The 20,795-nt window shown below is 70.1% G+C and carries 14 protein-coding genes and 1 pseudogene; 4 read left to right on the top strand and 11 right to left on the bottom strand.

Translation table 11 applies throughout. The features are described 5' to 3' along the window. Positions 1-67: 67 nt before the first annotated feature. The gene (locus AB0I38_RS23710; RefSeq protein ID WP_436838771.1) at positions 68-1,282 is read left to right on the top strand and encodes an NYN domain-containing protein; all 1,215 of its coding nucleotides are present in this window, start codon (positions 68-70) and stop codon (positions 1,280-1,282) included. Between the two features lie 4 nt (positions 1,283-1,286). On the opposite strand, the gene AB0I38_RS23705 is transcribed toward AB0I38_RS23710, so the two are convergent. The 3 genes from AB0I38_RS23705 to AB0I38_RS23695 form a co-directional block, all read right to left on the bottom strand. Then, positions 1,287-2,444, bottom strand: coding sequence for a VLRF1 family aeRF1-type release factor (locus AB0I38_RS23705; RefSeq protein WP_358471519.1), 1,158 nt, complete (start codon positions 2,442-2,444; stop codon positions 1,287-1,289). 107 nt (positions 2,445-2,551) lie between these two features. Then, positions 2,552-3,181, bottom strand: coding sequence for a response regulator (locus tag AB0I38_RS23700; RefSeq protein WP_358471517.1), 630 nt, complete (start codon positions 3,179-3,181; stop codon positions 2,552-2,554). Between the two features lie 3 nt (positions 3,182-3,184). Further along, the gene (locus AB0I38_RS23695; RefSeq protein ID WP_358471515.1) at positions 3,185-7,342 is read right to left on the bottom strand and encodes a HAMP domain-containing protein; all 4,158 of its coding nucleotides are present in this window, start codon (positions 7,340-7,342) and stop codon (positions 3,185-3,187) included. A gap of 120 nt (positions 7,343-7,462) precedes the next feature. On the opposite strand from AB0I38_RS23695, the gene AB0I38_RS23690 reads away from it, so the two are divergent. Further along, entirely contained in the window at positions 7,463-9,007 is a 1,545-nt protein-coding gene (locus AB0I38_RS23690; protein WP_358471514.1) for a PP2C family protein-serine/threonine phosphatase, read from the top strand. A gap of 94 nt (positions 9,008-9,101) precedes the next feature. On the opposite strand, the gene AB0I38_RS23685 is transcribed toward AB0I38_RS23690, so the two are convergent. The 3 genes and pseudogenes from AB0I38_RS23685 to rho all read right to left on the bottom strand — a co-directional run. Continuing rightward, positions 9,102-10,868 carry a S9 family peptidase gene (locus tag AB0I38_RS23685; RefSeq protein WP_358471512.1) on the bottom strand — a complete coding sequence of 589 codons (1,767 nt, stop codon included), beginning with the start codon at positions 10,866-10,868 and terminating at the stop codon, positions 9,102-9,104. A gap of 142 nt (positions 10,869-11,010) precedes the next feature. Further along, positions 11,011-11,889: a putative RNA methyltransferase gene (locus tag AB0I38_RS23680; RefSeq protein ID WP_358471510.1), complete on the bottom strand. Its 879-nt coding sequence runs from the start codon at positions 11,887-11,889 to the stop codon at positions 11,011-11,013. 71 nt (positions 11,890-11,960) lie between these two features. Continuing rightward, positions 11,961-13,013, bottom strand: a pseudogene (gene rho / locus AB0I38_RS23675) (transcription termination factor Rho); the annotation flags it as partial. A gap of 421 nt (positions 13,014-13,434) precedes the next feature. Between rho and AB0I38_RS23670 the strand changes: the two are divergent. Together AB0I38_RS23670 and AB0I38_RS23665 are read left to right on the top strand one after the other, a co-directional pair. Further along, the gene (locus AB0I38_RS23670) at positions 13,435-13,578 is read left to right on the top strand and encodes a hypothetical protein (protein WP_358471508.1); all 144 of its coding nucleotides are present in this window, start codon (positions 13,435-13,437) and stop codon (positions 13,576-13,578) included. A 9-nt stretch (positions 13,579-13,587) separates the two neighbouring features. Beyond that, positions 13,588-14,328, top strand: coding sequence for an MBL fold metallo-hydrolase (locus tag AB0I38_RS23665; protein ID WP_358471507.1), 741 nt, complete (start codon positions 13,588-13,590; stop codon positions 14,326-14,328). A 10-nt stretch (positions 14,329-14,338) separates the two neighbouring features. Here the strand turns inward: AB0I38_RS23665 and AB0I38_RS23660 are convergent, their stop codons facing one another. From AB0I38_RS23660 to lysS, 5 genes are all read right to left on the bottom strand, one after another. Continuing rightward, complete coding sequence (locus AB0I38_RS23660) at positions 14,339-16,240, bottom strand: sensor histidine kinase (protein ID WP_358471505.1); 1,902 nt, start codon at positions 16,238-16,240, stop codon at positions 14,339-14,341. 102 nt (positions 16,241-16,342) lie between these two features. Next, positions 16,343-16,765 (bottom strand): hypothetical protein, encoded by a 423-nt coding sequence (locus AB0I38_RS23655; protein ID WP_358471503.1) that lies wholly within the window; start codon positions 16,763-16,765, stop codon positions 16,343-16,345. Positions 16,766-16,806: 41 nt separating this feature from the next. After that, positions 16,807-17,781, bottom strand: a complete 975-nt coding sequence (locus AB0I38_RS23650; protein ID WP_358471501.1) for a ketopantoate reductase family protein — start codon at positions 17,779-17,781, stop codon at positions 16,807-16,809. Positions 17,782-17,800: 19 nt separating this feature from the next. Continuing rightward, positions 17,801-18,526: a glycosyltransferase family 2 protein gene (locus AB0I38_RS23645; protein WP_358471500.1), complete on the bottom strand. Its 726-nt coding sequence runs from the start codon at positions 18,524-18,526 to the stop codon at positions 17,801-17,803. A 159-nt stretch (positions 18,527-18,685) separates the two neighbouring features. Next, complete coding sequence (gene lysS / locus AB0I38_RS23640; protein WP_358471498.1) at positions 18,686-20,296, bottom strand: lysine--tRNA ligase; 1,611 nt, start codon at positions 20,294-20,296, stop codon at positions 18,686-18,688. Positions 20,297-20,795: the final 499 nt, after the last annotated feature.

Below are 20,795 nucleotides of genomic sequence, written 5' to 3'. Positions count from 1 at the left end.
GAGGGCCGCCGAGTCCGGCTCTGACGGTGACAGAGCCAGTGAGGTCGGACCCATCAGGAAAGGGGCGGTGTCAGTGGATCGCTGCGCGCTGTTCGTGGACGCCGGCTATCTGCTGGCTGACGGCGCGATGGCCGTGCATGGGACCCGCCATCGCGAAGCCGTCGCCTGGGACTATCCCGGGCTGCTGCAGTTGATGACCAACCTGTCCCGCGAGCGCACCGGTCTGCCGCTGCTGCGCTGCTACTGGTACGAAGCGACGGTCGAAGCCCGTCGCACTCCCGAGCACGACGCGCTGGCCGACATCCCCGGCCTCAAACTGCGGCTCTCCCGCATCCGGCCCGGCCGCCGCGAGGGCGTCGACGCCCAGGTCCACCGCGACCTGATGACCCTGGCCCGCAACAACGCCATCTGCGACGCGGTCGTGGTCAGCGGCGACGAGGATCTCGCCCAGGTCGTCTGCGACGCGCAGGACCTCGGCATCCGGGTGACCGTCGTGCACGTCACGGCCGAGGGCGGCTGGGCGGTCTCGCGCACGTTGCGGCAGGAGGGCGACGACCTCATCGAGCTGGGCAGCGCCCAGCTGCGCCCCTACGTCAACCTGGTGACCGGTGTCACCGAGGTGTCCAACGGCCACCACCACCAGCCGCTCGGCAACGGCCATGCCACCCACTCACTGCCGCCGGCCCCCGCGCCCCAGCAGAGCACCGGCAGCCACGCCCTGCCTCCCGGATCGGGCTCGGCGACCCAGAGCAGGTCCTCGACCAACGGCTCGTCGCCCGACCGAGGCCAGGGGGCGCAGCCGCCCGCGCTGCCCACCTACACCAGCTACCAGATGGACATCCCGCCGTCGCAGCCCCCTCTGTCCCCGGCGACCGGCCCCCTCCCGCAGCAGCCACAGCCCCAGGCGCAGTCGCCGACCACCGGGCAGTTCGCCTCGCCGCCGTCCGGCGGCTCCTACCAGCAGTCCCAGCTCGGCGCCTTCACCGGCCCGCAGGCGGCGCCGGTCCCGCCGCCCTCCGCCGCCACCGCCGGGGCCACCACGCTGGCCGACGCCGTCAAGGCCGCCCACCGTGAGGGCCACGACTTCGGCGAGTCGGTCGCCCGCGACGCCCCGGCCCTCTGGCTGGAGGCCGTGCTCGCCCGCAAGCCCCGGATGCCGTCAGACCTGGAGGCCCGGCTGCTGCAGGGCTCCTCGCTGCCGATCGACTTCCTGCTGCACGACGAGGTCCGCCACGCGCTGCGCCGCGGCTTCTGGGACGCCCTCGAACGCGCCCGCCAGTAGGCGGTCACCAGCGCAGCAGTGCGGCCACGCCATCGTGTTCGGCCAGCTCGGCCGCTGCCTCGCGCTGCAGGATCGTGACCTCGGCGCTGCTCTCCAGGGCGCGCTCGATCATCCGCTCGCCGAGATCCGGCTCGTCCACGGCCTCGACGGCGGGCGGCACCTGCCCGGCGGGATAGAGCCGGCCGTCCGGGCCGCGGCCGCCGCGCCATGCGCCTGTCTCGTCGAGCAGCAGGCAGTCGACCCGGCCCTCGTTCAGCAGCGACAGGGTCTGGCCGAGCCCGAGCGAGCCGCGCCCGCCGGCGAGCGCGGCGTCCTTGGCGCGCTCGATCAGCGAGACGTCCCTGCGGACACGGACGTGGGTGAGGGCGTCGGAGATGTAGGTGACCACCTCGGGAGCCGTCAGCCCATCGATGATCTTGTCGATCTGGACCGCCTCCAGCGGGTGCAGCGCCTCGGCCAGCTTCGCGGTCACCTTCGGGTCGCCGACGAGGAGCACGTCGGTCCAGTGCAGGCTGAGGACCCGACCGCTGATCTCGGGGGCGACCGAGTGCAGGTAGCGGGTCAGGTTCTCCTCGACGCGACGCTGGAACTTGTCGACCTGCATCGACGACTGCTGGGCGGTGTTGGAGGCGCCCGGACCGCGCATCCGCCGCCAGTCGTCGGTGTCCAGGGCGAAGGTGGACTCGTAGACGTCCTCGGTCTGGCCGTACCTGTGGTCGATCAGGCGCACGCCGTCGCGTGAGACCACCGCGATGCCGGCGGGGGCGCTGGTGGCCATGGCACTGATCATGGGGCGTACGTACGCGGTCGACTCGAACACCGCGCTGGTGCCGACCGGCACCTGCAGCGTGGTGCGGTGGACCTCGTCGGTGCACACGGGCGCGAACAGTGCCCGGCCCAGCCCCGACAGGCTGGGATCGACGAGCTGCTCGATGTCCGGCTCCAGCCCTTCGAGATGCTCCAGCACGGTAGCGCGCCGCATCCGGTCCGGCCAGCCGGACACCTGCTCGCGCAGGGAGTCCAGCTCGTTGCGCAGCAGGATCTCCCAGCCGGGCTTGACCGAGGCCTCCAGACGAGGGTCGGCGGTCACGTACAGCGACACGACGCCAACCTCGTCCTTCACGGCTACGAGTTCCCGCAGGAAGGCATGATCGCGTATCACGATGTTCTCCTCTGTCGTCGGGCCACTACGACTCTAGAGAACCGGAAATACCCCAAATCACCCTCTTAATGGACAATGGCCCCAGTTTTACCTCCAAGGGGGCCGCGTCAGGAGAGGGCGTCGAACCCGGCGCGAAGGGCGGCCAGCCGTTCGTACAGCTCGGAGAGCGGGATCGACAGCGCCGGATCGGGCGACTTGCGCGCCAGCTCCCGCACCCGATCCAGCTCCTCCTCGACCGCGGCCAGCCGCCTCGACAGCTCCGGGAGCACCGACGCCTGGTCGCCCGAGCCGGGCGGCAGCTCGCCGGTCAGCCGGTCGCGCAGCAGCGCGGCCTGCTCGGTCAGCCGCCGGTTCATGTTGTAGAGCTCGGTGAACACCGACACCTTCGCCCGCAGCACCCACGGATCGAACGGCTTGGTCAGATAGTCGACGGCACCCGCCGCGTAGCCGCGGAAGGCGTAGTCGGGAGCGCTGTCGATCACGGTCAGGAAGATGATCGGGATGTTCTTGGTCCGCTCGCGCCGCTTGATGTGCGCGGCCGTCTCGAACCCGTCCATGCCCGGCATTCGCACGTCGAGCAGGATGAGCGCGAACTCCGTGTTGAGCAGTGCCTTGAGCGCCTCCTCGCCGGACCTGGCGCGCACCGGCACCAGGTCGAGCGAGCTCAGGATCGCCTCAAGAGCAATCAGGTTCTCCTCGCGATCGTCGACCAGGAGGATCTTGGCTCGGTCCGGCATTGATCACGCCCCTTCGGCTGATTCCGTCGTGGACACCCGCCCACGGCTCAGCCAGCCGCGCAGACGTTCGAGCAGACGGTCCACATCGACCGGCTTGGGCACGTAGTCCGACGCGCCCGAGGCGATGCTCTTCTCGCGATCGCCCCGCATGACCTTAGCGGTCAACGCGATGATCGGCAGATCGGCGAACTGAGGCATCCGGCGGATGGCCGAGGTCGTGGCCCAGCCGTCCATCTCCGGCATCATGATGTCCATCAGCACCAACGCGACGTCCTCGTTGCGTTCGAGCTGCTCGATGCCCTCACGGCCGTTCTCGGCGTAGACGACCGTCGCGCCGTGCCGTTCGAGCACGCTGGTCAGCGCGAACACGTTGCGGATGTCGTCGTCGACGATCAGGATCTTCGCGCCGTTGAGCGGGTCGTCGCCCTGCCACTGGGTGGCGGTCTCGGAGGAGGACTCGCCGAGCTCGGGCAGGTCCAGGTCGAGCGGCGGCTCGGCCGAGGGCTCCTCGACCGGCACGGCCATCAGCTGCCTGCGGGCCGCGCCGCCGTCGCTCGCCGCCAGCGGGCCGCTGTAGGTGGCCGGCAGGTAGAGGGTGAACGTGCTGCCCTTGCCCAGCTCGCTCTCGACGTGGATCTCGCCGCCCAGCAACCGGGCGATCTCGCGGCAGATGGACAGGCCCAGCCCGGTGCCGCCGTACTTGCGGCTGGTGGTGCCGTCGGCCTGCCGGAACGCCTCGAAGATGACCTCGCGCTTGTCGAGCGCGATGCCGATGCCGGTGTCGATGACCTGGAAGGCCAGCAGGTCATGGGCGTCGTGCAGGGTCTCGTCGTCGAACGCGACCCCGCGCGGCGCCGGGACGACGCGCAGCTTGACCTCGCCCTTCGGGGTGAACTTCACCGCGTTGGAGAGCAGGTTGCGCAGCACCTGCTGCAGACGTTGCTCGTCGGCCCGCAGCTCCAGGGGCACGGCGCTGTCGACGTCGACGGTGAACGCCAGGCCCTTGTCGGCGGCCAGTGGCGCGAACGCCGCCTCCACGAGATCGACCATCTTCGGCAGCGACACCTGGATCGGGTGGATGTCCATCCGGCCGGCCTCGACCTTGGACAGGTCGAGCATGTCGTTGATCAGCTGGAGCAGTGACGAGCCCGCGCTGTGGATCGTCCGGGCGAACTCGACCTGCTGTGAGGTCAGGTTGCCCTCGGCGTTCTCCGTCAGCAGTTTGGCCAGCACCAGCAGGCTGTTGAGCGGCGTGCGCAGCTCGTGGGACATGTTGGCGAGGAACTCGTTCTTGTAGCGGGAGGAGACGGCGAGCTGCTCGGCGCGCTCCTCCAGGGTGCGGCGGGCCTGCTCGATCTGGAAGTTCTGGATCTCGATCGCGCGGTTCTGCTTGGCCAGCAGCGCCGCCTTGTCCTCCAGCTCGGCGTTGGACCTGCGCAGCTCCTCCTGCTGGCGTTGCAGCTCGTCGGAGCGTTCCTGTAGCTCGCGGGTCAGGCGCTGCGACTCGGTCAGCAGGTCCTCGGTGCGCGAGTTGGCGATGATGGTGTTCATGGTGACGCCGATGGTCTCGACGAGCTGCGTCAGGAAGTCGAGGTGCACCTCGCCGAACGGCGTGAAGGAGGCCAGCTCCAGCACGCCGAGCACGCGGTGTTCGAACAGGATCGGCAGCACCACGATCTGCGCCGGCGTCGACTGGCTGAGCCCGCTGTCGATGGTGATGAACTTCGGCGGCACGTCGTCGAGGACGATGTGGCGGCCCTCGGCCGCGGCCTGCCCGACGATGCCCTCGCCGACCGCGAAGCGCTGGCGCGGCCCCCGGTCGGGGCGCACTCCGTAGCCGCCGATCAGCAGCAGCTCGTGGTCGCCCTCGGGATCGACGCCGTAGAAGGCGCCGTAGCGGGCCGACACCAGGGGCGTCAGCTCGCTCATCGTCAGCTTGGCCACCTCGAACAGGTCGCGGTGGCCCTGCATGAGCCGGGAGATGCGGGCCAGGTTGGACTTGAGCCAGTCCTGCTCCTGGTTGGCCTGGGTGGTCTCGCGGAGGTTGGCCACCATCGAGTTGATGTTGTCCTTCAGCTCCGCCAGCTCGCCCTGCGCCTCGACGGCGATCGAGCGGGTCAGGTCACCGCGCGCCACGCCGCTGGTCACGGTGGCGATGGCGCGCACCTGGGTGGTGAGGTTGCCGGCCAGCTCGTTGACGCTCTCGGTGAGCCGCTTCCAGGTGCCCTCGACGCCCTCGACGCGGGCCTGGCCGCCGAGCCGGCCCTCGGAGCCCACCTCCCGGGCGACCCGGGTCACCTCGGAGGCGAACGACGACAGCTGGTCGACCATCCGGTTGATGGTGGTCTTGAGCGCCAGGATCTCGCCCTGGGCGTCGACGTCGATCTTGCGGGTGAGGTCGCCGTTGGCGACCGCCGTGGTCACCTCGGCGATGTTGCGCACCTGGTACGTCAGGTTGTTGGCCATGAAGTTGACGTTGTCGGTCAGGTCCTTCCAGACCCCGGACACGCCCTGCACGCGGGCCTGGCCGCCGAGCTGGCCCTGCGTGCCGACCTCGCGGGCGACGCGGGTGACCTCGTCGGCGAAGGACGACAGCTGGTCGACCATCGTGTTGAGGGTGTCCTTGAGCTGGAGGATCTCGCCCTGCGCGTCGACGGTGATCTTCTTGGACAGGTTGCCCTGGGCCACGGCGGAGGAGACGGCGGCGATCTGGCGCACCTGACTGGTCAGGTTGTTGGCCATCGAGTTGACGTTGTCGGTGAGGTCCTTCCAGACCCCGGACACGCCGCGTACCTGTGCCTGGCCGCCGAGCTGGCCCTCGGTGCCCACCTCGCGGGCGACCCGGGTCACCTCGGAGGCGAACGACGACAGCTGCTCGACCATCGTGTTCATCGTCGACTTGAGCTCCAGGATCTCGCCCTGGGCGTCGACGTCGATCTTGCGGGTGAGGTCGCCGTTGGCGACGGCCGTGGTCACCTGGGCGATGTTGCGCACCTGGTAGGTGAGGTTGGCGGCCATCGAGTTGACGTTGTCGGTGAGGTCCTTCCAGACGCCCGACACGCCCTTGACCTCGGCCCGCCCACCCAGCTTGCCCTCGGTGCCGACCTCGCGGGCGACGCGGGTGACCTCGTCGGCGAAGGACGACAGCTGGTCGACCATCGTGTTGAGGGTGTCCTTGAGCTGGAGGATCTCGCCCTCGGCGTCGACCGTGATCTTCTTCGACAGATTGCCCTGGGCCACGGCGGTCGCCACGGTCGCGATGCTGCGCACCTGCGAGGTCAGGTTGTTGGCCATGAAGTTGACGTTGTCGGTGAGGTCCTTCCAGACGCCCGACACCCCGGTCACCTGTGCCTGGCCGCCCAGCTGGCCCTCGGTGCCCACCTCGCGGGCGACCCTGGTGACCTCCTCGGCGAACCCGGAGAGCTGGTCCACCATCGTGTTGACGGTGTTCTTCAGCTCGAACATCTCGCCCACGGCGTCGACCGTGACCTTGCGGCTCAGGTCGCCCTTGGCCACGGCGGTGGTCACGACGGCGATGTCACGCACCTGCGCCGCCACGCGCGAGGACATCGTGTTGACCGCCTCGGTGAGGTCGCGCCAGCTGCCCGACATGCCGCGCACGTTGGCCCCGCCGCCCAGCCGGCCCTCGGTGCCGGCCTCGCGCGCCACCCTGGTCACCTCGGAGTTGAACAGGGCGAGCTGGTCGACCATGCCGTTGATGGCCTTGCCCAGGCGGCGCACCTCGCCACGGGCCGAGCGGTCGAGGTCGATGCGCCGCGACAGATCGCCCTTGGCCACGGCGTCGATCACGTCGGCGGCGCCGCTCACCGGGCTCACCAGGGCGTCGATCAGGATGTTGACCGACTCGACGCTCTCGGCCCAGGCGCCCACACCGGGCCCGGGAGTCAGCCGCTCACCGAACCTGCCCTCCTTGACGACTTCCTTGCGTACCCTCACCAGCTCGTTGGCCAGGTGCTCGCGGCGGTCGGCCACCTCGTTGAGCAGCAGTCGGACCTCGCTGAGGATGCCCGGCGGCGCGTGGGGGACCCGGCGCCGGAAATCGCCGTCACGCCAGGAGAACAGAGTCTCGAGGATCGGGACGAGATCTGACTCGGTGTAGGTCCTCTCCTCGGAACCCGGCGCGGTCTTGGCCGATGGCATGGCCCCTCCTTCAACTCGCGGGGTACCGCCGTGAGTGCTTGAAGTCTGTCACGTTGTGTAGCTTGCAGTCCTGCCCTTGGATTTACCCCAAGTCAACGGAAGTGTGGTAGGCACGGTTGGATGACTGCTCCTCCTCACGCGGTGCTCGCCGCGACGTTCGCGCCTGGTGAGACCGCTGTGCCGGCTGCGATCAGGTTCACGCGCGAGGTGATGACCGCGTGGGCCGTCGGCGGCATGCTCCAGATCGCCGAGCAGGTGGCGGGCGATCTTACGGAACAGGTGGTGTACGAGCCGTTCGAAGTCATCTGGAAGCATTTCGGCGATGCCATACAGGTGGAGCTGAGGCAGCGGAACACCTCACACGGCGATCCGAAGGCTCCTTCCGTGGGCGTGGAGGAATGGGGAATCACCTATTCGGGCGACTCCCGTGTCCATTGGGCAAGACTCACGCTACCTGGCTCTGTGGACAGAGTCGTATCCGAATGGCAGGAGGAGACCTCCAGGGGCCCCCACTGGCTGGGGTTCCTCGCCGACGCGAGCGACCTGCTGGCGGGCACCCTCAACCCCGACATGGTGCCCGCGATCATCGCCCAGATCGTGGTGCCCCGGCTGGCCGGCTGGTGCGCCGTCTACACCGCCGACACCGTGTCCGGGCCGCTCCGCCTGGCCTATCTCTGGCACGCCGACGAGGCCAGGATCGACGGCCTGCGCCAGGAGCTGGCCGAGGTGGACGTGAACCCGGCCGACCACCAGATCACGTCCTCCATGCACCTGAGCGACTCGCAGGTGCTCGCGGTGCCGTTGACCGCCCGGGGGCGCGGCCTCGGCCTGATGTGCCTGGGCAGGTCCGACCGCTTCGGCGACGACGTCATCCAGTTCGCCGAGGACATCGCCCGGCGGGCCGCGCTCGCCATGGACAACGCCCGGCTCTACGCGCAGCAGGCCGCCGCCAACCGGGCGCTCCAGCGCAGCCTCCTGCCGCCGAACGAGCCGGAGGTGCCCGGTCTCGACTACGGCGTCGTCTACGATCCCGCCGGCGAGGCCAACGAGGTCGGCGGCGACTTCTACGACCTGTTCAAGGCGAGCGACGACTCGTGGCGGTTCGCGATCGGCGACGTCTGCGGCACCGGCCCCGAGGCCGCCGCCGTGACCGGCCTCGCCCGTCACACCCTGCGACTGCTCGCCCGAGAGGGGTACGGCGTCGCGGCCGTGCTCGGCCGGCTCAACCAGGCGATCCTGGAAGAGGGCGAGCGGGCCAGGTTCCTGACCCTGCTGCACGGCGACATCACGCCGGTGGAGACCGGCCTGGAGCTGCGGCTGGTGTCGGCGGGCCATCCCGAGGCGCTGCGCCTGAAGCCGAGCGGCGTGGTCGAGACGGTGACCACCCCGCAGTCGCTGCTCGGCGTCTTCACTGAGGTGGTGTTCGAGTCGGACACGGTCCACCTCGACCACGGTGACGTGCTGCTCGCGGTCACCGACGGGGTGACCGAGCGGCGGTCGGGCAGCAGGCTGCTCGACGACGACGGCGGGCTGGCCAAGCTGCTCGCCGAGTGCGTGGGGCTGTCGGCCCGCGCGGTCGCCGAGCGTATTCGCCGGGGTGTGGCCGACTACGCCCCCGAGCCCAGCGCCGACGACCTGGCGATCGTGGTGCTCCGCGCCCGCTGACCGACGCCCGCTGACTGCTGACCACCGCCCGCTGACTGCCGCCCGGCTGCCCGACGTTCGCTGACCGCCGCCTGACGACGATCGTCGGCGGGGGTCAGAAGGCGTAGACGTGCTTGCGGGCGAACTCGAGCTGCAGGGTGATCTGCGCGATCCGCTCGGCGACGACCAGGGAGCCGCGCACCGCGTCGTAGGTGTAGACCTCGTGCTCACGCCCGTGCTCGGCCAGCTGGGCGACGTACTTCTCGATCTGGCGCAGCGGGCAGCGGGTGTCGTTCTCCCCGGCCAGGATCAGCACGGGGCTCTCCACCTGGTGGACGTAGGTGATCGGGGAGCTGGCGGCGTAGCGCTCGGGCTGCTCGTCGGGCGAGCCGCCGAGCAGCGCCCGGTGGTAGGCGCGCAGGCTCTCGGCCTCGTCCTCGTAGGAGGTCTGGTGGCAGGCGATCGGCACGGCCGCGATGCCCGCGGCCCACAGCTCGGGCTGGGTGCCGAGGCCGAGCAGCGTGAGGTAGCCACCCCAGGCCGTGCCGGACAGCACGATGCGGTCGGGGTCGGCGATGCCCCGCTCGACCACCCACTCGCGTACGGCGGCGACGTCCGCGAGCTCGATGTGCCCGACCTCGCCGTGCAGCGCGTCGCGCCAGGCCGAGCCGTAGCCGGTGGAACCGCGGTAGTTGACGCGCACCACCGCGAAACCGGCGTCGACCCAGGCCGCGGCCTCGGGGGAGAAGGCGTCGCGGTCGTGCGCGGTCGGGCCGCCGTGCAGCAGGAAGACGGTGGGGAACGGCGCGGAGCCGGACTCGGGCCGCGAGACGAGCGCGTGGATGAGCCCGCCCGGGCCCGGCACGTCGAGGTCCTCGACGGGCACGCTGGGCGGCGCGGCCGGGCCGCCGGCGTTGAGCACGACCTGGCCGTTGCTCGACCGGATGACCGGCGGACGGGACGCGCTCGACCAGGAGTATTCGACGTGGCCGCTGGGGCGCGGCGCGGCCTCCTCGATCACGCCGTGCGGGGTGTCGATCAGGGTCAGCCCGCCGCCCCCGAGGTCGTAGCGGTGGAGGTAGCTGCGGGCGCGGTTGTCGCGCACCAGCATCAGGCCGCGGCCGTCGTGGTACCAGTCGGCCGCCAGGTCGCCGGAGTCGCGCAGCCAGATCTCGCGCTGCTCGCCGGTCATTGGGTCCCACACCAGCGGCTCCTGGCGGCGGCGGCGTTCGTGCAGGGCGAGCATCCGCCGGTCGCCGGTCACGGGAGCGAACCTGAGGCCGAGCACGCCGCGCTCAGGGCCGTCGTAGAGCTCGCCGACGGGCTCGCCGAACTGGCCGACGACCCGCAGGGCCGGGTGACGGAAGTCGCCGTACTCGCCGTGGTTGATGGCGATCAGCCGGCCGTCGAGGGACATGTCGGCCACCCAGGCCGCCTCGGCGTGCTCGTAGAGCAGGCGGGACGTCTCACCGGCGCGCGCCACGTGGATGCGGAACGTGCCCTCGCTGGCGAGGCTGATCGCCGCGGCGCCGTTGATGGACAGCGCGATGCCGCCCGGCTGGCCGGGCGGCAGATCGGGGGCGACGAGCTCGTCAGGGCCGCCGTTGAACGGCTGGCGCCACCACTCGCCGAACTCGTCACCCTCGGTGTCGGCGAACCAGTAGATCCACTGGCCGGTGGGGTCGATGGTGGCGTGGGCGGTGCCCTTGACCCGGTCGGTGACCTGGCGGGTGGAGCCGGTGGTGCGGTCCCAGGCGTAGACCTCCCACGTGCCGCTGGCGTTGGAGCGGTAGATGGAGCGGTTAGGGGCCTGGCGTGCCCAGAGCGGCAGCGTCATGCGCGACGCTCGGAACCTGGCTTGCCAGCGTTCCTCGGCCTTCATTCGGCGCGCTCCCTCCCTCTGAATCCCCGCCGCCGGGCGTGGGTTGTCGTCCAGTATTACGCCTGATTCGCGGAAATACTCGGGGAATGTGGGGGAATTTCGGGCCAAATGCCCCATCAATAACATCAGCCCCACCCGTCCGTCAAGGAACAACGCTTGATCGCGGCGATGCCTCAAAGATAGACAGGTGGAACGCGGCGCGCACTACCACTTTTTCCCGATTTTTCGTGACCCGTCGGGAGATATATCCCGAGATTTGCTTCTCCAGTTCGGATGCTTCAGTGTGCCACGCACTCGGCCCCATCCTCACGACCTCGACGATGTCGTCACGAGACAGATGGAGATCGAACGCGATGGTCCGCCGGTCGGCCTCGACGAACCCGTCCAGGCTGCGGGCCACCCGCCGCTCCTTCTCCTCGTCGACCGAGAGCAGGCCCAGCTCGCGCACCAGCGGGCTCAGATGGGACTGAGCCGGCGTGACGACGGCCACCACGCCTCCGGGCCGCAGAACGCGCCGGAACTCGGGCCCGTTCCTGGGCGCGAACACGTTCATCACCACGTCGGCCACCCCGGTCCGGATCGGCAGCGGACGCCACACGTCGGCCACGAACGCCCCGATCCGGGGATGCGCCCGCGCCGCCCGCCGGACGGCATGCTTGGACACGTCGAACGCCACCCCGACACCGTCGCCGATCGCCTCCAGCACGGTCGCCAGGTAGTGGCCGGTGCCCGTTCCCGCGTCGACGACCACCGGCGCGTGACCGGCCCGCGTCGCCACGCTCTCGGCCAGCGCCTCGGTGAGCGGCGCGTAGTGTCCGGCCTCCAGGAACCCGGCCCGCGCGGCCACCATCTCGGCGCTGTCGGCCGTGCCCGGCGCCCGCGACCCGACGAGCAGGCTCACGTATCCCTGCCTGGCGATGTCGAAGGCGTGGCCGTGCGCGCAGCGCAGCGCACCGCCCTCGATCGCGAGGTCGCCCTGGCAGACGGGGCAGGCGAGCAGGTCGACGATGTCAGCGAGCATGACCCCATTCTCCCGCCGGGCAACCGGCCGGGGGCCGATCAGCACAGCTCAAGGAAGGTAGTGGAAAGGGCTCAGGCTGCGGCAGCGTGCAGGAAATGAGCATTTGTCGGAGTCTCGCGGAGCTTGTCGACCAGGAGTTGCATCCCCTGCCGTCGATCCAGCGAGCCGAGCATGCGGCGCAGCCGCCACACCACCTGCCGCTCCTCGGCGGGCAGCAGGATCTCCTCGCGCCGGGTGCCCGACGCGTCGAGGTCCACGGCCGGGAACAACCGGCGTTCGGCCAGGTCCCGCACCAGGTGCAGCTCCATGTTGCCGGTGCCCTTGAACTCCTCGTACAGGAAGTCGTCCATCCGCGACCCGGTGTCCACCAGCGCGGTCGCCAGGATGGTGAGGGAGCCGCCGCCGAGCACGTTGCGGGCGGCGCCGAAGAAACGCTTGGGCGGGTAGAGCGCGGTCGCGTCCAGCCCGCCGCTGAGCACCCGGCCGCCGCCCTTCGCCAGGTTGTTGTACGCCCGCCCGAGCCGCGTCAGCGAGTCGAGCAGCAGCACCACGTCCTTGCCGTCCTCGACCAGCCGCCTGGCGCGTTCGGCGGCCAGCTCGGCGATGGTGGCGTGGTCGCGGTCGGGGTGGTCGAAGGTGGAGGAGAAGACCTCGCCCTGGATCGACCCGCGCATCTCGGTGACCTCCTCGGGCCGCTCTCCGACGAGCAGCACCATGAGGTGGACTTCGGGGTGGTTACGGGCGATGGCGGCGGCCAGTGCCTGCAGGACCATGGTCTTGCCGGCCTTGGGCGGGGCCACGATGAGCCCGCGCTGGCCCTTGCCGATGGGCGCGAACAGGTCGATGACGCGGGTGCTCAGCGACTCGGTCTCGATGCGCAGCCGCTCGGTCGGGTGGACGGGGACCAGGTCGGCGAAGTGCGGCCGGTCCCGCCGGCCGGTGGACCCGTTGACCGAGTCGACCTGGACCAGCTTGCCGCCGGCGACGTCGGCGACGACGTGGTCACCGGGACGCAGGCCGAGCTGCCTGGCCTGTTCGGGGCGCACGCGGACGTCCCCAGGGCCGGGAAGGTGCCCCGCGCGGATGAAAGCGTCCTTGTCCCGCAGGTCGAGCAGGCCGCTGACCTGGCGTACGGGAGTTCCGGTGCGCTGTTGGGGGATGGTGTTGACAGACATGATGAGGCCCCTCTCAAGGGCAGGCCGAAAAGACGGCCGAGGTGAAAAGCGAGCCGGCCCTCATCAAGGGGCGGGCTGCGGGGGATCCGGCGGAGCTTGAGCTCAACGCCGGTGGCAACGTATCACACGTCCCGATGGCTGGAACGCCTAGCCCTGATGGACTATTCCCGGGCGGTTCTCGTGTCTTCGCCCGCGAAGCGGCCCGTGCGGCCGAGACAATCTTCCTTTGAAAACACCGTCGTTCTACCCATGACCGGTGTGCCGAACGGCATGGAAGGCCCATCAACGCAGCGGCATCCTGTCAAGCGTGATGCAGGGCTTCTGCAATCCGAAGAGGCTTTCATACAAGCAATCACTCAAGGGGGATCTCATGAAGACCAACACCTGCTGCCCGCGGTGCCACCACGAGCTCGACGAAGGCCCGATCATCTACCGGTGCTCCAGCTGCCGCCGCGCCGTCTACGCCGCGGATGTCGAGAACGAGTACATTCCGCGCCAGCCCGTCGCCGCCTAGTCTGGACGGATGCCGCACCAACCCCGCATCATCGCGGGCGTCGAAGTGACGCCGCTCTGCGACGCCGTAGGCCCGATGGGCGAGACGATTCGCCGCCCGCTGGCCGAGATGTTCCCTGGAGCAGCCCTCCGGGAAGAGCCGTGGATCCTCCACTTCCACTGCTACCTGCTGAGAGACCCGGCAGGCCGCCTCACGCTCGTGGACACCGGCATCGGCCCCGCCGACTCACCGGCGTCCAGCTGGGCGCCGGTGCCGGGCACCCTGACCGCTGAGCTGGCCGCCGCCGGCGTCGCGCCCGCCGACGTCGACACCGTGATCCTCACCCACCTGCACAGCGACCACGCCAGTGGAGCGGTCGCCGACGGCCGGCCGCTGTTCGAGAACGCCCGCCACGTCCTCCAGCAGGCCGAGTTCGACGTGGCCCAGGGCGCGATGCTCGACCGGATCCTCACCCCGATCAAGGGCCAACTGCACGTGGTCGACGGCCAGGCCGAGGTCTCACCGGGCGTCCACGTGCATCTCGCGGCGGGCCACACCCCGGGCCACCAGATCGCCAGGGTCGGCGAGCTGGCCATCACGGGCGACCTGGTGCTCCACCTCGCGCAGCTCTCCGATCCGAGCGTCCGTTACCTCTACGACGACGACCAGGACCAGGCCGCGGCCACCCGCGCCGAGGTGCTCGACGCGTTGCGCGCCGAGCACGCCGTGCTCGCGACGGCTCACTTCAGCGACCCGTTCGTGCAGCTCTGACGCAACGGCGCTAACGGCCGCTGAGGGCCGGCTGCTCGGCGAGCAGCGCCGAAGGCAGGGCGACCACCGCGGTCAGCCCTCCGTACGGCGACGGGCCGAGCGTCACCCTGATGTCGTGCCGGGCGGCCAGCCGGCCCACCACGAACAGGCCGAGCTGGTCGCTCTGCGCCAGGTCGAACTCCGGCATCTCCGCCAGCCGCTCGTTCAGCTCGTCGAGTTCGGCCCGGGTCAGCCCGAGCCCGCGGTCCTCGATCTCGATCGTGAGCCCGTGCGGGGTGGTCGAGGTCCGCAGGTCCACCCGGGTCTTCGGCGGCGAGAACAGCGTGGCGTTCTCGATCAGCTCGGCCATCAGGTGGGCGACGTCGGTGACGGCGTTGCCCACGAGCGCGACCGGCGGCGGCTGCAGCACCTCGACCCGCTGATACTCCTCGACCTCGGCGACGGCCGAGCGGAGCACGTCGACGATCGGCACCGGGTTGCGCCAGCCGCGCCCCGGCGCCTGGTCCGACAGGATGATGAGGCTCTCGGCGTGCCTGCGCATGCGGGTCGTGAGATGGTCGAGCTTGAACAGGTCCTCGAGCATCTCGGGCTGCTCGGTGTCGCGCTCCATGCCGTCGAGCTGCAGCAGCTGACGGTGCAGCAGCGTCTGGTTGCGCCTGGCCAGGTTGACGAAGACCTTGCTCACCCCGTGCCGGAGCCGGGCCTGGCTCACCGCGGCCTCCACGGCCGTGGCCTGGACGTTGTTGAAGGCGCGGACGATGTCCTGGATCTCGGCCGTGTCGGTCCTGACCTCCAGCGGGGCGACCTCCTCGGGCAGCGGCCCGCCCTCCGCCTTGCGCAGCCGCTTGACCAGCCCGGCCAGCCGTACCTCGGCCAGCTCGGTCGCGGCGTCGCGGAGCCCGGCGAGCTCGTCACCGAGCCGGCGGCGGAAGCGGAGCGACACCAGCACGGAGGCGATCACCGCGAGCAGGCCGACACCGCCCGCGATGCCGACCTTGACCAGCACGCTGTTGGCGGCGGGGGTGACGCGCTGGAAGATGTCGCGCACGGCCTTCGACTGGTTGCGTTCGACCGCCGCCCACAGGTTGGCGCCGTCGATGGGCCACGTGGCGGCCTCGGCGGGCAGCCCCTTCATCGTGGCCTGCCCTCTCATGGTGTCCTCCGCCTGGAGGAACTCCCGGTAGGCGGCCGAGGAGACGAGCTGTTCGTACGGCCCGCGCAGCCCGGAGTCGAGATGGGAGAGCGCCTGCGCGTAGAGGAGGCGCCGGGTGGCGACCATCCCGGTGAACGCCTCGCGCTCCGCCTCGGTCACCCTGCCCCTCGCCAGCACCACGGTGATCAGCGCCCGCTCCCTGGACAGGATGTCCTTCGCCTCGCCCATCATGGTGACGGCGCTGGCCTGCCGGTAGAGCGCCGTGTCGGGCACCAGGATCATGGCGTCGTACATGCGGAACGTCGCGTCCACGATCTGGCTGTAGCCGTCGATCACGGCGAGCGGCTCGGGGCCCGGGGCGTCGACCTTGCGACGGGTGTCGGTGAGTTGGTCGAGCTTGCCGTACAGGGCGGTGAGCTGGGTGGTCATCTGCGGAGAGAGGTCGTGCTGCTCCTCGGCCCGCTGCCGGAATTCGGCGACGGTCCGATCGGTCAGCGCGCGCTGGGTGGTCAGGCGTTCGGTGCCCTGACCGCTGGTCAGGAAGTCCACCGAGGCCAGTCGCTCGTTCTGCAGCTGGATGTTGATCTGCTCGGCGGGAGTGGCCAGGTTGGTGACGAGTTCGTTGGTCTGCAGGAGGCGCAGTCCGTCGACCCCGGTCAGGCCGGCCGCGAACGCCCACAGGCCCACCAGGGACAGCAGCGGGACGAGCAGCAGGACGAGCAGCTTCAGCGCGATGGGGCGGCCACGTGTGGGGGGCATGCGACCTCCAGGTGCATGATGAGATCGCCTCGCAGAGTACACCCCTCTTTGGTGGGATTTCCGGGCTCTGGCGCGAGGGCCCGTCGCCCTCGCGCCAGTGGGCTACGGCCTCGTGTCGTCGGAGGAGCCGCGCGCGACGAGCTTGTCGCCGGAGGCGTGCCGCGGCTCGGGAACGGGCTCCGGCTCGGGAGCCGGAGCCGGTGCCGGCTGCGTGTCGGCGCGCTCGCGCTCCAGCTTCCGCTCCAGGTCGCGCTTCTCGTCCTCCAGTTTGGCCAGCCGACTCGACTCCTCGGCCCTGGCGCTGCGGATCCGGCGGCGGCGCCTGGCCGACCGGCGCGAGCCGGAGCCGAGCATCCACAGGCCCGCCAGCAGGACCGCGGCGGTGACAGCGCCCGCGAGGAACATCTCGACGTGGTCAGGCTGGAACGTGTAACCGAACAGGATGTACCTGGCACTCTCCTCGGTGGCGACCATGTAGACGGCGCCGCCGGCGAGCAGAACCAGAACCAGACCAAGTAAGACCATCCAACTCACCCCTTGTCATCTGAGCGAGTCACCATCTGCCCTCAGGAGGGCGTGGTATGCCGCGAACGCTCGTCGATGAGCGCGACCAGCTGATCCAGCGGCATGGAGCCGGGCGGCGCCTGTTCGCGCGCGAACCGGTTGGCCTCGGCCTGCAGCACCTCATTGACCGGGGTGGCGATGCCGTACTCGCGGCCGAGCAGGACGATCTCACCGTTGAGGTAGTCGGCCTCGATCGAGCCGCTGGACCTGGCCAGGCTCTGCCACGACGAGCTGCCGCCGCGTTCGATGCCCTCGATCGGCAGGACATCGACCTGGCGGCCGCGGAACTCCCGCTCCTCGCTGGTGGTCGAGTAGGGGATGCCGGCCTCCTCGAGCACGGCGGCGCCCTCGGCCCGTACGCGTTCGTACAGGGAGTCGACGCCAGTGGCCTGCCCGCAGAGCGCTTCGACGGCGTTGGCCAGGTTGCCGAGCAGCTTGCCGTACTTCCAGCGCATGACGTCGGGCGTGGCCAGCGCGACGAAGCCGCTCTTGGCCAGGTCTGCGGCTAGCTGCTGGGAAAGTTCGTCCACACCCTGTGGATAACGTCCGACGTGCAGCATGCCCGAGTGGGGATGCCCGTGTGCGGCCACCGTGCCGGGCTCCACGTGGAGGGCGGGCAGCCACACGCACATGCCGTAGACCCGCTCGAACCTGCGCAGCACGGCGCGTTCGTTCTCGACACCGTTCTGGGCGCACACGACCGGCAGGTGCCGGGGCCACGGGTCGAGGGCGGCGATCGTGTCCTGTGACTTGGTCGCCAGGATCAGCACGTCGCCGTCACGCGGCGGGACGGGCGCGTCGGTGGCGGGGATGGTCAGCGTCTCGGCGGAGCCGGGAGTGAACAGGCGCAGCCCGCCACTCTTCAGTGCCTCGTAGTGGGCGCCTCGCGCGATCAGCAGCACCTCGTGCCCGCCCTGGAAGAGACGGGCACCGATGGTGCCCCCGACCGCGCCGGCTCCGATCACGATGTAACGCATGATCCGAGGATGTCATCCCCTACTTCGCGAGTGCCACCTGGGCCTGCGGGACGGTCGCGCCGCGGAACCGCTCCCGCATGATCGTCTTGAGCACCCGCCACCCGTCGCGTACGGCGTGCAGGTTGCTCTCGCCGTGGATCCGGCTGCGCTCGTGGCTGGGCACCTCGGCGATGACCAGCCCGGCCTGGGCGGCGCGGACGTTCATCAGCGTCTCGATCTCGAATCCGTCGCAGTCGAGCGCCATGGCGTCGAGGTGGCGGGCCCAGAAGGCGTTGTAGCCGTAGCACAGGTCGGTGTAGCGGGTGCCGTACAGCAGGTTGGTCAGGCCGGTCAGCACCTTGTTGCCGAGCGAGCGCACCGGGCTGATGTCGTCGGAGCCGCCTCCAGGGGCGTACCGGGAGCCCTTGGCGAAATCGGCGCCGTCGACCAGCGCGGAGACGAAGGAGAAGATCTCCCGGCCATCGGTCGAGCCGTCGGCGTCGATCATGACGATGATGTCGCCGTTGGCCGCCGCGAAGCCCTCGATCAGCGCGTTGCCCTTGCCACGCCCGCTCTGCACGACGACCCGGAGACCGGGACGCAACCTGCGGGCCACGGCGACGGTGTCATCGCTGGAGTTTCCGTCGACGAGGACGACCTCGTCGATCCAGTGGGGGAGAGTCGCGAACACGTGCGGCAGATTGTCCGCCTCGTTCATCGCGGGGACGACAACGGTGACACTGGGGGCGAACTGCTGCTTGGTCATGCCAAGAAGATGCGCCGGTCCACATGCAAGCCGCTTTACGCCGCCTTGCATCGATCATGGGCCATGCGCTCCACCAGCGGCTGTTAATAATCCTGTGACCTGCACCGTTGGAACTCCAGGGCCTTGTCCCGGCACGGGGACCTTGACGCGGGGCCCCCGTCAACCACCGGCGAGCTTCCGCACCGGGTCGGCGCCCACGGCCAGCAGCAGCGTCGGGAGCCGCGGCCCGGTGTCGCGGCCCACGAGCAGCCGGTAGAGCAGCGCGAAGAACTCCCGCTGCGCGGCCTTGACCTCGGGCGTGGGCTTCGCGTCGGGCGGCAGCCCCGCCCGCACCTTCGGCACGCCGTAGACCAGCGTGGTCAGCCCGTCGAGCGACCAGTGCTCGTCCAGGCCGTCGAGCAGCAGCCGCAGCGAGTCGCGGTCGTCCTGCCCGAGCGAGCCCAGCAGCTCCTCGTCCGGCGACTCGCGCACGCGGGTGCGCTGGTCGGCGGCCAGCTGGGTGTCGACCCAGCGCTGCGCGCGGTCGAGTCTCGGCCGCGCCTCGTCCAGCGCGCTGATCGCGTCGAGGTCGCCGAGGATCCGCAGGGTCTGCTCGGTGTCGCCCGTCGTGATGTCGACGATCGAGGCCAGCGTGCGGTAGGGCACCGCCCGGGGGGTGACCGGCAGCGGCCCATCGGCGGTGCGGACGGCCCGGTCATAGGCGGCCCGGTCGGCAGGCAGGGCGTTTCCGCCGGCCACCTTGCGGCCGAGGGCGTCCCACTCGTCGTACAGCCGCTGGATCTCCTGGTCGAAGGCGACCTTGAAGGACTGGGACGGCTTGCGCCGCGCGTACAGCCAGCGCAGCACCGGCGCTTCCATGATCTCCAGCGCGTCGGCCGGGATCGGCACGTCGCCCTTGGAACTGCTCATCTTGGACATGCCGGTGATGCCGACGAAGGCGTACATCGGGCCGATCGGCTGCTCGCCGCCGAACACCTCGCCCACGATCTGCTCGCCGACGATCCAGGCCGAGCCGGGCGAGTGGTGGTCGACTCCCGACGGCTCGAACACCACGCCCTCGTACGCCCAGCGCATCGGCCAGTCGACCTTCCACACCAGCTTGCCGCGGTCGTGCTCGGCCAGCCGCACGGTCTCACCGAACCCGCACACGCAGGTGTAGGCCAGCTCGGTGGTGTCGTCGTCGTAGGCGGTGACCGTGGTGAGGTCGCGTTCGCACAGCTCGCAGTAGGGCTTGTAGGGGAAGTAGGCGTCGACCTGCTTCGTCCGGTAGCGCGCGAGGACCTCGTCGATCCGCCCGCGCTCGCGCATGGCGAGCAGGATCTGCTCGCGGTAGGCGCCCGAGGTGTATTGCTCGGTCTGGCTGATCGCCCGGTATTCGACGCCCAGCTCAGCCAGCGCGGCGGTCATCGGCGCCTTGAAGTGTTCGGCCCAGCTCGCGTGTGAGCTGCCGGGAGGCGCTGGCACGGAGGTCAGCGGCTTGCCGATGTGCTCCTCCCACGACGGGTCGACGCCCGCGGGAACACGGCGGAAGCGGTCGTAGTCGTCCCACGACAGCAGGTGCACGCAGTCGAGGCCGCGCCGCCGGATCTCGTCGGCGACCAGATGGGGGGTCATCACCTCGCGCAGGTTGCCCAAGTGGATCGGCCCGGACGGGCTCAGCCCGGAGGCGCAGACGATGGGTTCGCCCGGCGCGCGCCGCTCCGCCTCGGAGATCACCTCGTCGGCGAACTTGGAAACCCAGTCGTTCTCCGTACTGTCAGCTGCGCTCATCGCGCCATTGTCGCGGCTCCCCGGTGCTGAGGCCAACGCGACCGATCAGCCCCATGTCTTCTGCCTCCAGTAGAGGGTGGCAGTCCACCGAGATGTCGCTTGAGGGGATCGGGCCATCGCCCTCTGATCGTCTCGACGAGGCGAGATGGTCCGGCACGGAGTGTGACGCACGCCATACTGTCCGCATGCGTGCCCCCAAACGTAAGCGTCCGCTCCTCCGTGCACCGCAACCGCCGCCGACCGGAGTCTCCCTGGCCGATCTGGCGACGCGGGTCTCTTGTGTGGGCAGTGGCGAGCACAAGTCGTATCCGTCCTTCGCCGGGCAACCTCGCCTGCGAGCAGACGCCAGCAAGTGTGATCCCAGCCTCAGCGATGTGGCGCAGATCACTGCCTGGCTGCGTCAGGCCGTGGCCTGTGGGATGTGGGCACGCCATGGGAGGGAGAGTTTCCTCGCTATGCCTGGCACAACGTGGACAATGTGATGTACGAAGCGAGCTGG

The sequence above is a fragment of the Nonomuraea cavernae genome, assembly GCF_040655715.1.
Taxonomy (GTDB): Bacteria; Actinomycetota; Actinomycetes; order Streptosporangiales; family Streptosporangiaceae; genus Nonomuraea; species Nonomuraea cavernae_A.
This window is presented reverse-complemented; position numbering and strand designations above follow the sequence as displayed.